Origin of the sequence: Pedobacter sp. HMWF019, from assembly GCF_003061025.1 — a bacterium.
GTDB lineage: Bacteria > Bacteroidota > Bacteroidia > Sphingobacteriales > Sphingobacteriaceae > Pedobacter.
Window position 1 is genome coordinate 1 of sequence record NZ_QAIL01000325.1, and the last position, 13,883, is coordinate 13,883.

Consider the following 13,883-nt stretch of genomic DNA (forward strand, 5'->3'; position numbering starts at 1 on the left):
GCTTAGTGGTGGTAGCAGTCACCATTGCTTTAAACTGCTGTGCTGCGCCAACACAAGATGCCCCGCCATTAAATTGGTTCAAAAAAACAACTGAGGTCATTGCATTTCAGTTGAATAAAGCTGCACAAACCTATCAACCTGGTCAAAACCCGCGCTCGGTTAATCCGAACGGAACCGTAAGAACTGCCGGATTAACCGACTGGACCACAGGTTTTTTTCCAGGCAGTTTGTGGTATGGATATGAACTTACAGGAGATAAACATCTGGCCGAAGAAGCTAAAAAATTCACATTGGCGCTCGATTCTGTGCGTAACATCACCAATACACATGACATGGGCTTTATGCTCTACTGTTCTTATGGCAATGCCTATCGTATAACAGGAGATAAAACGTATTTACCTGTTCTTGCCGACGGAGCCAAACACCTTTACAACCGTTTTAACCCAAAAATTGGTGTCATTAAATCATGGGATTTCTCCTGGTGGCACTATCCGGTTATTATCGATAATATGATGAACCTGGAATATTTATATTGGGGAGCTAAAGAATTTAAAAACCCAAATTACGCTATAGCAGCCAATACCCATGCCACAACAACCATGAAAAATCACTATAGAAAAGACTATAGCTCTTACCATGTGGTAGATTACGATCCCGCAACCGGTAAGGTATTGCGTAAAGCCACACACCAGGGTTTAACAGATGAATCGGCCTGGGCACGCGGCCAGGCCTGGGGCTTATATGGTTATACTATGTGCTATGAAAACAGTAAAGACCCTAAATTTTTAGCACAAGCCGAGCATATTGCCTCATTTATTATGAACCACCCGCGTACGCCAAAAGATAAAATACCGGTGTGGGATTACGATGTGCACAATGCATTGGATACTGAAGAACGTGCCCCAAGGGACGCCTCTGCAGCAGCAGTTATCGCCTCCGCTTTGCTTGATTTAAGCAAGCAGGTCAAAAACGGAGAAAAATATGTTGATTATGCAGAGCAGATTTTAAAATCGCTTTCTTCAGATGCTTATTTGGCCAAACCAGGAGAAAACCATTATTTTCTTTTGAAACACAGTGTAGGCGCATTTTTATACAATTCTGAAATAGATACGCCACTGGATTATGCTGATTATTATTACCTGGAAGCTTTAAAAAGATATGCAGAGATTAAAAAAATAAATCACTAACCTAAAAAACGCCATGAAGAAAACACCAATTAATTTGCAAAAGTATGTGACCTTTGCCTTGTTATTTTTAACAACCGCATGCAGCAAAGAAGAAAATGTATTAGCGAACCAAAAACAGTCACCAAGTTCTAATTTAACCAAAAAAGGATTGACTAATGTTCAAAATTTAACCTTTAATAACGGCGATACCATCTTGAATGTAAACTACGAAAATGGCACCTTCAGCTCGGGTATCACAGGCGTAACGGCCACCCATGCCACCGCAGCCGACGCCGCTTACCTAGTTAATCCTGCCGGAAATGGCAGTAATTATGCTATTGCTCATAAAATTGTTTATGGCGACTCTACTTATTTTTCGGATGGATCCTTTAGAAGCGAGAGCGATGCTGTATCCATTCCCTCCGCCCGGTTTTTTCCCGGAGATGAACGCCGGTACGAGTTTAGTGTCCTGTTGAAAGACTGGACACCCTGGATTTCCGGGCCGACCTATGAAACCAATGTTTTTCAGCTAAAAGTATCCGGTAATTCAACCAGTGGTTCCGGTGTTCCATTACAGTTCCGCACAGCAAGAAACGCCATGCGCTTGCGCTATGAAGGGTCCTCCTCTATAAAAGATATTATACCTGATTTGCGGCCTTACGTAAACCAATGGCTCGATTTTAGGGTTGATGTTTTATGGGCCGACGGTCCTACCGGATATATGAGAACCTATATGAAACTGCCAGGGCAAAGCAATTATGTGCTGGTAGACGAAAAGACAAACTATCGCACTTTTGCCGGAAACGTGAGCATCGGAAACCTGGGATACATCAAATGGGGGGTGTATGGAACTCAGGAGGGTCTTACACGCATTGCTTACCATGACAACATCAGGATTATCAAACTTCCCTTACAATAAATGCAAAATAGATGAAAAGAACAATCATAGGTCTTTTACTGGCCATCTTATCCCTTTCTAAAGTGCTGGCTCAGGAACATCCAATTACGAAAGAAAGTTTTGTCTCTATCAACCTCAACTATCCCGGATTAGAAAAGGCAAAAAATGCCTTTACGGCATCCAAATACAACGAAGCCGCACAAGAACTGCTGAATTATTACCGCAAAAAAGACAACCAGAAAGCGCCTGACTTCAGCAATGCAGAAAAAACCGTTGATCTGAACAGTCCGCTCGATCCATCCAACAGAGCTGCTGCAGACAGCGCTCTGCTTCACAAATTTCAACCACAGAAAGGTTATGGATTTTTTGACTATGGCAAAGACATCAACTGGCAACTATGGCCTGTAAAAGACAATGAGGTACGCTGGCAACTGCACCGGGTAAAATGGTGGCAATCGCTGGCATTGGCCTATCGCAGCACCAAAAATGAGAAATACACAAAAGAGTGGATGCTTCAATTTGCAGACTGGACAAAGAAAAACCCTTTCGGCCTTTCAGCAGACAACGACCGGTTTGCATGGAGGCCACTGGAAGTATCGGATAGGTTGCAAAGCCTGGTACCCACCTTTTCTATTTTTGTAAATTCATCTGAGGTAACACCTCAATTTCTGATGTTTTTCTTAAATAGTTACCACGAACAGGCACAATATATCCCTACGCATTATGCTACGGAGGGTAACCATCGCCTCTTTGAAGCTCAGAGAGAATTATTTGCAGGGGCTTCTTTCCCGGAATTTAAAAATGCTGCTGCATGGCGTAAAAGTGGCATAGAAGTATTAAATGCAGAAATAAAGAAGCAAGTCTATCCGGATGGCGTACAATTTGAGCTATCGCCTGTTTATCATGCCAGCTCTATCGACATCTTTTTAAAAGCCTACAGGACAGCGCAAAAAGCACAGGTAGAAAATGAGTTTCCTGCAAGCTATAAACAAACGGTAGAAAAAATGGTCATGGCCTTTATCAGTATTACTTTTCCCAACTATAATCAGCCCATGTTTGGCGACTCGTGGCTGGCCGAAAAAAGATTTAGAATGCAGCAATTCCAATCCTGGTTAAGCGCCTTTCCTAACAACGATGCCATCAGGTATTTTGCTACCGATGGAAAAGAAGGGAAAACACCTGACTTTTTATCCAAAGGACTGACCACCGCCGGCTTTTATACTTTTAGAAACGGATGGACGGATAAAGCAACCATCATGATCTTAAAAGCCAGCCCTCCGGGAGAGTTTCATGCGCAGCCAGATAACGGCACTTTCGAACTGTGGGTAAACGGGCGTAATTTTACACCAGATGCCGGATGTTTTGTATACAGCGGAGATGCCGAAATCACAAAAATGAGAAACTGGTACAGGCAAACCAGAGTACACAGTACACTTACACTCAACAATGAGAACATGGTGATCACCAAAGCACAACTCAACAAATGGGAAACCAGTAAAAACCTCGATATACTGACCTATACCAACCCAAGTTACACCGACTTGAACCACCAGCGCAGTGTGCTGTTCATTGATCAAAAATATTTTTTAATCCTGGATAAAGCCATTGGCAAAGCCACCGGAAACCTGGGCATTCATTTTCAACTGAAAGAAGACAGTAAACCTGTATTTGATCAAAGTGGCCAGAAAGTGTACACCACTTATGCAGATGGAAATAACCTGTTGATTCAATCCTTAAACACAGACAAAGTTACCCTTCTTGAAGAAGATGGAAAGGTATCCTATGCCTACCAAAAAGAACTCAAAAGACCTGCTCTTGTATTCGAAAAACAGAAAAACAACGATAAAACACAGCAGTTTATAAGTGTGGTTTATCCTTACACAGGCAATAAAGCACCGCAAATAAGTATTAAAGAAAATGCTGGAAATAACTATGCTACCGGAGCACTAAACATAACTTTAACTATTAATGGGGTAAGCAGCACTGTACACACAACTTTGCAGTAAACTTCATACCAGCCAATGCCATAACAGGGGCAGTCCATATACAAACTGCCCCTGTTTTCTTTTCTACGTTTATTTACTGGTAAGTAAACCAAACCGTGGCTTTACAGTCCTGATCTGAAACTGCCCTTACCCAGTGGGCACTAAACCCTTTAGGAAACTCGTAATTAAGGGTTTGTCCGGCTTTAACAAAAAAGGTTTTATAGGTATGAAAACCCGCTAAATCGAAATCAACTTCCAGCGTAATACTGGCATCCTTATCTGTGGTGATCGCTACCCTTTTCTGATCGTAGCCCGTCATTAAATAGGGAAGTGACGGATCCTTTGCTTTTACACTGACATTTTTCCAGACACCACCCTGGCCGGCAGGCTTGCCCATTTTCCACATATCATCAATCCCTCCGTACCATAAACCATTATCTGCATTACCAAAGTAATGGCCGTCTGGTTTGGCATTTTTACGGGTACCACTAAGCACCAGCAATCCGCGCCATGTACAAAAATCAATTATTTTTTTGTGATGTGTAGTAATGGGACGCATGGCCAGAAAGCCAGCTTCGCGACCAACTTCGTAAAAAGTGCCCTGAATATTGAGCATAAACCGCTCTGACTCTACCTCACGTTTATCCCTGTACTGGAACGTTTCATACACCTCTGAGGTTTTAGGCAAGCGAAATGTCCCTGTATTATCTTTTATAATGACCGAAGCATCATCCATGGTATAACTCTTTTTAAAACTCAACAAACGCATCATTTGTGAAGTGCTATCCACAGTATTTGTGATTGTGGCCAGCTTCTGGTCAACTTCGCTATATTTTTTACTGTTGATATTGAACACCTGCAGATTCTTATTAAAATTAGCAGGGCGTATTAAACTGGCATTGAACCCACTTTTGTCCTGAATTGCAGCAAGTGTACTAAACATTGAATCTTGCCTTTCCTGCATTTTCCCTGTAAAGTGAAAAAAGGCAGTTGCATTACAATCAGCATCGGTCTTAAAACGCACCCATGTAGCCAAAAATTGATCCGGAAAGATCAAATACTGGTAGCCATTGGCGGGTACACTGATGGTTTTATAGTCTTCCCATTGATTATGACCTGTTTTGTCTATTTGAATGGTAAACGAAACCGGTTTATCGGATGTTTGTGCAAGGTGCAGTATTTTTTGATCAAAGCCATTCACCAAAAACGGGTCCGATGGCACACCTGCTTTTACATCATCCTTATCCCAGGGACCTCCCCAGCCAGTGGCGCCTCCCCATGTCGTCAAATCATTCCATTGGCCAAACCAGAGATTGGATTGAGCCCTTCCAGCCATAGGATTTTCCAAAACAGTAGTCTCATCCGTAGCGATGACCAGCTGGTTGTTCCAATTACAAAAATCGGGTATATAGCGTAAATGGCTGTTTATTGGTTTAATGCCACCGCTGTTAGCCCTGGAGAAAGTTTTTGGAAAATCATACATCATGGCATGCATATCCATTAACATTTTACCATTACCCACCTCTCTGATCCGTGGCCACTCTGTATACCATCCACCCCAATGATCATAGGTATGCGCCGCTTTTGGCAAACGGTAAGAATACCATTGACCAGCATCTAATAATTTCAACATTACCGAACGCCTGTCCCAGCCAATGCTCCAAAGCGGGCTTTTATCATCAGGTGAACCATAAATACCTCCCGGACCAGTAACATCAGTAAACTGTTTCCGTTCAATAATTTTCCAGGTATTCCCATCCCAGCTTGCTAAAACACCCTTTTCTTCCGTGTTATGAGGTACATCGCCAACTTTTAAAATATCTTTGGTGATTTTAAAAACCGCATCCTCACCGTTATTGGCCACCACCAGAAGATTTTGCGCCGTATAGGCACCCTTACCATGCCATCCAGGCACCGGTTTCTCGAAAAGCTTCTTCACAGCCAGCGTATGTACGTTTACTTCATACACCTTGCCTTCCATATCGTAAAAATAGACCATATTGGCCGGATCAGTCAAATGACGCGCAGTGGCTGTCATCCTGCCCGGCATTACAGAAAACGGAATTACCCTTATTTTACCCTGCTCATCTATAAAATAATTACTGGTAATTAACTGCTTAGATTCTTTATGGATCATCCGGTTTGCAGGTGTACCACCTATGCTTTCAGGGTGAATGGTAACATGAAGCTGGTCATCAATGCTATAAAGCTTATCAGAACTCCCTTTGGGCATATGAGGCGAGTAGGTCACCATCCAAAGTTTACCAGCCCAGGGTGTAATGGCACCAATACCATTTTCCCCCCCATCACCATAACTTTTAGTTACATCCTTTTTTAGCCAGTTTTGCTTATCCCAGCTTTCGTTAAATGTTGCCAAATGCGGATAAACACCACTAATTTGCAAGGGTTTTGTTTGAGCATAAGCCAAATGAGTTGTAAAAATGGCAGCACTTAATAAAACGCTAAATTTTAATATCGGGTTTCTTTTCATGTGTGTAGTTTAAATGGCCGAAAAAAACTTCCGGCCATTACATATTAGTAATTCGGGTTCTGTGTTAACTTAGGGTTTAAGCGCACCTCCTGCACAGGAATGGGCCATAGGTACTGTTTCGTTTTATCAAAAGCCCTGTTGAACAATATTTTGACATCACTGCCAAATCCGGAATAATCGGCGATACCATCTGCATCAATTGGCGTTACGCCTGGGAAAGGAAACTTTGCCCGGTTCTGATTAACCGGATCAGGCAGACCGATGATTGGCCTGGTCAATGCTTTCTCTGCCAGTTTCCACCGGATCAGGTCCATATAACGTAAGCCCTCAAAAGCAAACTCTACCCTGCGTTCCCTTCTTACTATCTTTTTCAGATCAGCAGTATTCAAGGTGGTAACCGCTGGATAGGATGTGGTTTGATCCACTGTTACGCCATATGCTCTGGCTCTAATCCGGTTTACAGCATCCAAAACCATGGCATCAGCTTCTCCTAATTCTATTTTTGCTTCGGCATAGGTGATCAGTATTTCTGCGTAGCGGATAATAATAGCATCATTGTCTTCAACATGCATATCAGACCAGCTCTGCTCTATTCCTTTCTTGAATACAAAACCGGTGAAACTGGCAAATGGTGCCACAGAACGCGTATCATTATTGGTTACCTTTCTACCCAGCTTCGAACTCCATACCTGCGTGGAGTCTGGATGAGGCGTATAATTATAGCCCAGCCAATACGTATTGAAAGGCACTACGGTTGCTGCCAAACGTGGATCCCGATTGGCAAAGGGATTTAAAGGATTATATAAAGAAGATTCGTTGATCGGTTTTCCATCTATGCACTCAAAAGCATCCACCAACTCTCTGGTCGGCATTGTTGCCCCAAATCCACCTGCATTTCGGGTCAGCATATCATCTGGTACACCAGAAACTTTTTGCGTCTGGTCACGCGGAATACTGAAAATAATCTCGGTACTTAATTCTCCCGCTTTTTGAAAAAGAGATGCGTAAGAAGCATTCAAAGTATACGAGCCTGCACCTGTTAATTGCATAACAGCTAAGGAAGCTTCTTTAGCCGTTGCCCAATCGTTCATATACAAAGCAGTTCTTGCCTTGAAGGCCAGTGCAGCACCCTTTGTTAATCTTTTTACCCCTGTACCATAGCTTTGCGGTAAGTTCGAAGCTGCGAAATCAAATTCAGCCTTCACAAAAGTATAAATATCAGCTTTGGTCGTTTTGCTCACCTGATTTGCTTCGGAAAGGGGTAAAGTTTTAGTAATCAGGGGTACATCACCAAAATGGGAAATCAATTTAGCGTACTGAAAGGCCCTGATCAGCCGGGCTTCAGCTTCTAAACGGGTGATAACTGCAGCGGGGGTGTTTGCTGCGGCCTTATCCTTGTTTTCTAAAAATGCATTTACCCGTGCAATTGCCTTATAACTGTCTGTCCAGAAAGTGGCTACGTTGGCATCAGACGAATTTAAAGATCCCGCAATGACCGGATTAGATCCACCCCCGCCCCGATAATAACAGTTATCAGAAAAAAACTCTTCCCAGGAGCCAGTCGTCTCCTTTACCGGGCTCCAGAATACCAGTCTGTACAAATCATTTATGGCAAGTTCCAGCTGAACCTGGTTGGTATAAAAACTTTCGGTTGAAGGCGAATCAAGGACATTAAGATCCAGCTTTTTACAGGATGCGGCAACGATCATCAACATCCACAGGGCTATTATAATATGTTTCATCTGTTTATAATTTAATGTTCTATTAATCTGTTAAAACCTCAGGTTTACCCCGGCCAGAAAAGTGGTTACAATTGGGTATGCGGCATTTCCTGATTCAGGATCTGAATATTTAGGAAATTTACTGCTGGTAAAAAGGTCGTTGGCTGCCAAATAAACCCTAAGTGAGCTGATCCCTATTTTGCTTAAAACATCCTTCTTAAGGGTATAACCCAGTGTCACATTTTTTAGCCGGAAATAAGACCCGTCAATAAGCCAAAAATCTGATGTTGCATAATTGTTTCCACTTGAGGTGTTGGATAGCCTTGGATATTTTGCTGACTGATTTTGTTCAGTGGTATTTGTTTTGCTGTAAAAATTACCCTCCAGCAATGCCGGAAAATTGCCGAATTGTTCTTGAAATGGCCGAACAATATCATTGTTTAAGCGGCTTAAACGCTTGCCTACCCCTTGAAAGCTAAAATTGCAATCAAAACCTTTATAGCCCAGATTCACGTTTCCACCATATTGATAGCGGGGAAGGGAGCCACCTAAAAGAACCCTGTCATTGGCATTAATGATACCATTATGATCGATATCAACATACCTGATGTCTCCTGCAGTTACTGCCGAACTTGTTCTTGGTGTACCCGCAGCGTCGGCAGCAGTTTGATAAATTCCATTTGACAAATAGCCATACCATTCTTTAAACTGGCTACCCTCCATATTGACTTGCTGCCCGTCTATTTCCTGCCTGGTACCTTTCATATCCAGGATCTTGGTTCTGGCATCTGACAGGTTAACACCTATACCATAGCTGAATTCATTAATTTTATCTTTCCAGTTTACAGCAATCTCCCAACCTTTCACATCCAAAGTGCCCGCATTCTGTTGAGGCCTTTCAAAACCGATAATTAACGGAATGTCTAGAGGTAATAAAATATCATCTGTTTTTTTCTGAAAGTAATCTCCAGTTACGCTTAGCCTGTTGTTTAAAAATGCCGCATCAATACCAATATCACTAGAGCGGGTAGTTTCCCAGGAAATATTCTTTACTGCATAAGTTACCTGGGCGCCGCCACTGAGTGGCACTAAAGATCCATTTTGGTAAAATAAGGCCGTGGAAGGATCTATCGTAGCCTGATAAGGATAGTAACTTTGACTTCCATCTGCATTGGTGATCCTTTGGTTACCAACGGACCCATAAGATCCCCTAAGCTTCAAATAATTTATCCAATGGACGTCCTTCATAAAACTTTCTTCTGAGATTGCCCATCCTGCAGAAAAAGAGGGAAAAGTAGCCCCGCGATAGGCTTTACCAAAACGCGAGGATTGGTCATGGCGCAGATTTACCTGTACATAATACCTGTTCATGTAATCGTAGGTTAACCGGCCAAAAATTGAATGCAGACTTTCCTCGCTGGCACTTCCCGAGTTGTCTCTCAGCAGCTGAGATCCTTGATTTAAATAAGGAAAATCGGTCAATGAAAATCCGTCTCTGGATGCACCCAGGTTTTCATTTGAAAAATAGATACTTTCAAAACCCGCTGTTGCAGTAAAGTGATGCTTATCTGCAAAAGTTTTGTTGTAATTGGCTAAAAACTGGCCATTTAGATTATAGGTTTCCGTACGGGTTTCTTTCAGCGTGGTCAAGGGCGTATTGCTTGCCGAACTTGGTGTACCATCGGGATTGGTATAGGTAATTTTTTTAGAAAAAGCTTTGCTCTTATCAAAATCAAAAGTTGGCGCCACAAGTGCTGTTAATGTTAAATCTTTAATGGGCTTGTAGTTTAATGCCAGCCGGCCTTGCAATTGATTGGAGTTGGCTGTTTTCGTTCCACCTTGTTGTAATTGGGCTAAAGGGTTACGTCCATCCTTCGCAATGGCATATGCACCGTTTGTATAGGTGGCAGCATACACAGGAGGCATCAAACGAGCTTCATATATAGGTGTCTGCCCGCTAAAGGGGTTGTCTACCGGAGATAATGCATTTACGCGTCTTAAGCCAAGATCTATATTGGCACTGAGCTTCGAAGTGATTTCTATATCATTATTCACCCTAAACTGATAGCGTTCATAGCTAAAATTATCATAAAAAGCCCCTACCTTCTGATAACCTAATGATGCTTTCGTTTTTATACTTTTTGAACCTGCAGTAAAAACCAGATCATGCTGTTGACGCGGAGCATACTGATGAGACATAATCAAATCCTGCCAGTTCGTATTTGCAAAGGGAAATTTATCTGGATTGGCAGCCATGTTGGCTTCGAAATTAACAATATAGTCATTGGCATAGGGCCCGGTTGCCGCCCCATCATTAACCGCCTGCTCATTAAATAACCGCATGTAAGTTGGTGCATCTGCGTATCTAGGCAATGCGGTCGGTTTTTGCAAGGCATATTCGAAATTATACTCCAGACTGGATTTCCCTTCTATACCTCTTTTTGTGGTAATCAAAATTACACCGGCAGCACCTCTCGAACCGTAAATGGCCGCTGAAGCAGCATCTTTCAACACCGTGAGTGTTTGTATATCATTTGGATTAACCAAATCCATACTGCTTACCGGGATACCATCTACCACCACCAATGGCGAATTGGTATTTAGTGAAGTAACTCCCCTGATCTGAACAGTGGCTCCGGCGCCTGGTGCTGCACTGCTACGGGTAACGGAAACCCCTGGAATTGCCCCTTGCAGAGCTTCTGAGACTTGTACAGTTGCCCGGCCTACAATATCTTCAGAGCTTATCGTAGAAATGGCTCCTGTTAAATCTTTTTTCTTTTGGGTACCGTATCCTACAACCACCACATCCCGTAAGTTCTGGCTTGCATCGGTGAGTGCAATTTGTAATAGTTTACCTGTAAGCTCTACCAATTGTTCCTGATAGCCGATAAATGTAACCCTTACGTTTTTGGTTTCCTGCGGAACACTAAAGTTAAATTCTCCATTGTCATTAGTCGTTGTCCCTATTTTAGTTCCTGGAACAAGAATACTCACACCCCGGATTGGTGTTTTTGTACCTGCATCGACAACTTTGCCTGATACATTTCTGGTTTGCGCCAGCGCCACGTACTGGAGCCCCAGCAACATGGCAATAAGAAGTAATTTTCTTTTCATTTATATTTGGTTTGGTTTATCTAAATTTAGACACAGGACAACGGAGTAGGCTTACAATGCCCTATTCAAAACCCTGGTCAATATTTTAAACAACTCAAACTACTAGCAAACAGACCATTACAAACAAATGGAGAAACATTCTGAACAGGTTGAAAATTCAATATTCTTTAAACAACTGGATATTTGCTGCCAAAAAATAGCAGAACAGGTTACAGAAAAACCAATTGCAGAATGGACCAATAGCGATTATGTTAAATTGAGTGCCTTACTGTCGAGAAAAACTAAAGTCCATCTAAGTGAAAGCACCTTAAAAAGAATATTTGGAAAGTCTAAAACTTCGACCCGTTATTATCCGCAAAAAGCAACCCGGGACGCGCTGGCACAGTATATAGGTTGTAGAGACTGGTATGAGTTTGAATTAAAAAATCCGATAACAGATGGGTCAAATTTATCAAAACCCGATCCTGTTGTAAGTGTTGCTCCAGGCATAAACAAAGGCAGGTCAATCAAAAAAACAGTCCTGCTGTCTATACTTTTGGTTTGTATTGTGCTGGCTGTCATTGTCTTTTTAAAATTTCTCCCTTCTACTGAACGGTCTGCTGAAAATGTACATTTATACAGCTTAAATCCTGAAGGCCAAACCCCGCACTCCGCCCTGTTTAAATTAAATGTAAAAGGCGAATTACCCGATTCCTTATCCAATTTCGAAATTGATTTCGGCGACGGGAAGCTAAAGAGATCTAATTTCAGGGATAGCCTGGTTAACCATTATTACGAAGTTCCTGGAAGGTATTATCCACAGCTGTACTATAAAAATAAAGTAATTGATACCGGTTATGTCTATCTTCAAACAAGGGGCTGGAGCGTTACAGGTTCCATGCAATACGATACGACACGGGTATACCCAATTTCAAATACAGGATCTGCAATCGGAGAAATCCCCAGGATATTGGAGAAAGATATTATTAATGCAGGTCTGGATAACAAAAAGACTTTTTTTATCGCATTTACCAATATTAAACCTACAAACATCAGCGGAGATAATTTTCAGCTTTCTGCGCACCTGACAACATCTAAAGACAGAGCTGGCGTGAGATGCTCTCAAGTGGATGTTACCGTGTTTGGTGAAACCGATTACCATTCCTTTGACATCATGAAACTGGAATGCGCAGCATGGACATCTTACAAATTTTCAGAAAACTACAAGGAAGGCAAAAAGAATGATCTAAGAGAACTTGGTCATGATCTGAGCAATGGAGGAGAGGTAAAATTCCAGGTTGAACATCAACAGATCAGTTTATTTGTTGGCTCGAAAAAGGTACTTACAACACATTACAAAAAGTCTATTGGTAAGATCATGGGCGTCAAAATATCGTTTTCAGGAATAGGTCGTTTTGACAACTTCCAATTGTCAGACCTGAAAACGAACGAAAAATTCTAATAGACACCATCTTCAAAATCCATAGCTCAGCGCGCAGGAAAGTGCATTCATATCCAAACCATATCCGGCATTATTATTAAACTTTCCAAAAAAACCTTTGGTAAGGCTCATATCCCAGTGACCATAGAGCAATTTTTTGACTTATCATACAATTGATTATTAAATCGTTTAGCAAGTAGTCCTGTAGCCTTGTTCATATCGATCTCTGCTACAATTACCCCGCTCTTTCTGTACTCCTGATAAACATTAAGCGTTCCATCTGTATTAATAATCGATGTTGCTGATTCCATGTACTCCGATGCATAGTTTACACTCGCAAAATAGATTGTATTTTCAATGGACCGCATCATCATCGCTTTTTCATAGTATGGATTATCTATACTACCCCATTCAGTAAGCATTTTTCCATTTTCCCTATTTTCAGTAAAGTGTGGATGAAACACAATCGACGCGCCGTTCTGCGCTGCCCATCGCACTGACTCCGGATATCTAAAACCTTCATGACAAATAGTAATCCCAAACTTTACTCCATTTACCTCAAATATTTGCCGCTCGGTACCTGGAATCCAAAAGTCGTCCTCCGATGGATCGAGTTGATTTTTTGTCTGCTGTCCAAGAATTTCACCGTCAGGCGATATGACAAAAGCCAGGTTTTGCAAACCTGATGAGCCATGCCAGTCCATCGGTACAATAACTGCTATGGAGTATTTCCGGGCGATTTCACATACCTCATCCAAGGCACTTTTCAAAGATTCAGGACTTCGGTCTGGCAATGCGTATCCCATTCCTGGATACCCAGGCAAATACGACTCTGGAAAACAAATGATTTCGGCATGGAGATCGGAGGCTGCTTTAACCAAATATTCCAAATTGAATAGACCTTCCTTTAAGGATCTGGGGATTGGGGGTGAGGCTAATGCAACTTTCATATCATATTGATTTACAGATTTCAATTTAAGGTATAAAGGACTAAATTTTTATCTAAAATTCAAAAATCAACACCCACCATCAACCCCTTCCCTATATTTCAATAAAGTTTAAAGAAGAACCCCTTCTTTACAGAACTT

8 protein-coding genes are annotated in these 13,883 nt (G+C 41.9%); 4 read left to right on the plus strand and 4 right to left on the minus strand.

Annotation, left to right across the window (positions count from 1 at the left end; all coding sequences use genetic code 11):
- The first annotated feature begins 5 nt into the window (after positions 1 to 5).
- The 3 genes from DBR11_RS18330 to hepC are packed head-to-tail and all read left to right on the plus strand — an operon-like array spanning position 6 to position 4,070.
- A complete protein-coding gene (locus DBR11_RS18330) occupies positions 6 to 1,187 on the plus strand; it encodes a glycoside hydrolase family 88 protein (RefSeq protein WP_108554093.1) in 1,182 nt (393 codons plus the stop codon).
- Positions 1,188 to 1,200: 13 nt separating this feature from the next.
- Positions 1,201 to 2,085, plus strand: a complete 885-nt coding sequence (locus tag DBR11_RS18335; RefSeq protein WP_233260814.1) for a heparin lyase I family protein — start codon at positions 1,201 to 1,203, stop codon at positions 2,083 to 2,085.
- A gap of 11 nt (positions 2,086 to 2,096) precedes the next feature.
- On the plus strand, positions 2,097 to 4,070 hold the full coding sequence (hepC, locus tag DBR11_RS18340) for a heparin-sulfate lyase HepC (protein WP_108554087.1): 1,974 nt from the start codon (positions 2,097 to 2,099) through the stop codon (positions 4,068 to 4,070).
- 73 nt (positions 4,071 to 4,143) lie between these two features.
- Here the strand turns inward: hepC and DBR11_RS18345 are convergent, their stop codons facing one another.
- From DBR11_RS18345 to DBR11_RS18355, 3 genes are read right to left on the minus strand one after another with little or no spacing between them, the layout of a single operon-like run.
- Positions 4,144 to 6,540 carry a hypothetical protein gene (locus DBR11_RS18345; RefSeq protein WP_108554088.1) on the minus strand — a complete coding sequence of 799 codons (2,397 nt, stop codon included), beginning with the start codon at positions 6,538 to 6,540 and terminating at the stop codon, positions 4,144 to 4,146.
- A gap of 44 nt (positions 6,541 to 6,584) precedes the next feature.
- Positions 6,585 to 8,282 (minus strand): RagB/SusD family nutrient uptake outer membrane protein, encoded by a 1,698-nt coding sequence (locus DBR11_RS18350; protein ID WP_108554089.1) that lies wholly within the window; start codon positions 8,280 to 8,282, stop codon positions 6,585 to 6,587.
- Between the two features lie 30 nt (positions 8,283 to 8,312).
- A complete protein-coding gene (locus DBR11_RS18355) occupies positions 8,313 to 11,375 on the minus strand; it encodes a TonB-dependent receptor (protein WP_108554090.1) in 3,063 nt (1,020 codons plus the stop codon).
- Between the two features lie 127 nt (positions 11,376 to 11,502).
- On the opposite strand from DBR11_RS18355, the gene DBR11_RS18360 reads away from it, so the two are divergent.
- Entirely contained in the window at positions 11,503 to 12,816 is a 1,314-nt protein-coding gene (locus DBR11_RS18360) for a hypothetical protein (RefSeq protein ID WP_108554091.1), read from the plus strand.
- 107 nt (positions 12,817 to 12,923) lie between these two features.
- Here the strand turns inward: DBR11_RS18360 and DBR11_RS18365 are convergent, their stop codons facing one another.
- Positions 12,924 to 13,745, minus strand: a complete 822-nt coding sequence (locus DBR11_RS18365; RefSeq protein WP_108554092.1) for a carbon-nitrogen hydrolase family protein — start codon at positions 13,743 to 13,745, stop codon at positions 12,924 to 12,926.
- Positions 13,746 to 13,883: the final 138 nt, after the last annotated feature.

What these genes read in the sequence shown, in the direction of transcription:
- DBR11_RS18335 (WP_233260814.1), top strand. Translation starts at nt 1,201, where the DNA reads ATGAAGAAAACACCAATTAATTTGCAAAAGTATGTGACCTTTGCCTTG.
- hepC (WP_108554087.1), top strand. Translation starts at nt 2,097, where the DNA reads ATGAAAAGAACAATCATAGGTCTTTTACTGGCCATCTTATCCCTTTCT.
- DBR11_RS18345 (WP_108554088.1), bottom strand. Translation starts at nt 6,540, where the DNA reads ATGAAAAGAAACCCGATATTAAAATTTAGCGTTTTATTAAGTGCTGCC.
- DBR11_RS18350 (WP_108554089.1), bottom strand. Translation starts at nt 8,282, where the DNA reads ATGAAACATATTATAATAGCCCTGTGGATGTTGATGATCGTTGCCGCA.
- DBR11_RS18355 (WP_108554090.1), bottom strand. Translation starts at nt 11,375, where the DNA reads ATGAAAAGAAAATTACTTCTTATTGCCATGTTGCTGGGGCTCCAGTAC.
- DBR11_RS18360 (WP_108554091.1), top strand. Translation starts at nt 11,503, where the DNA reads ATGGAGAAACATTCTGAACAGGTTGAAAATTCAATATTCTTTAAACAA.
- DBR11_RS18365 (WP_108554092.1), bottom strand. Translation starts at nt 13,745, where the DNA reads ATGAAAGTTGCATTAGCCTCACCCCCAATCCCCAGATCCTTAAAGGAA.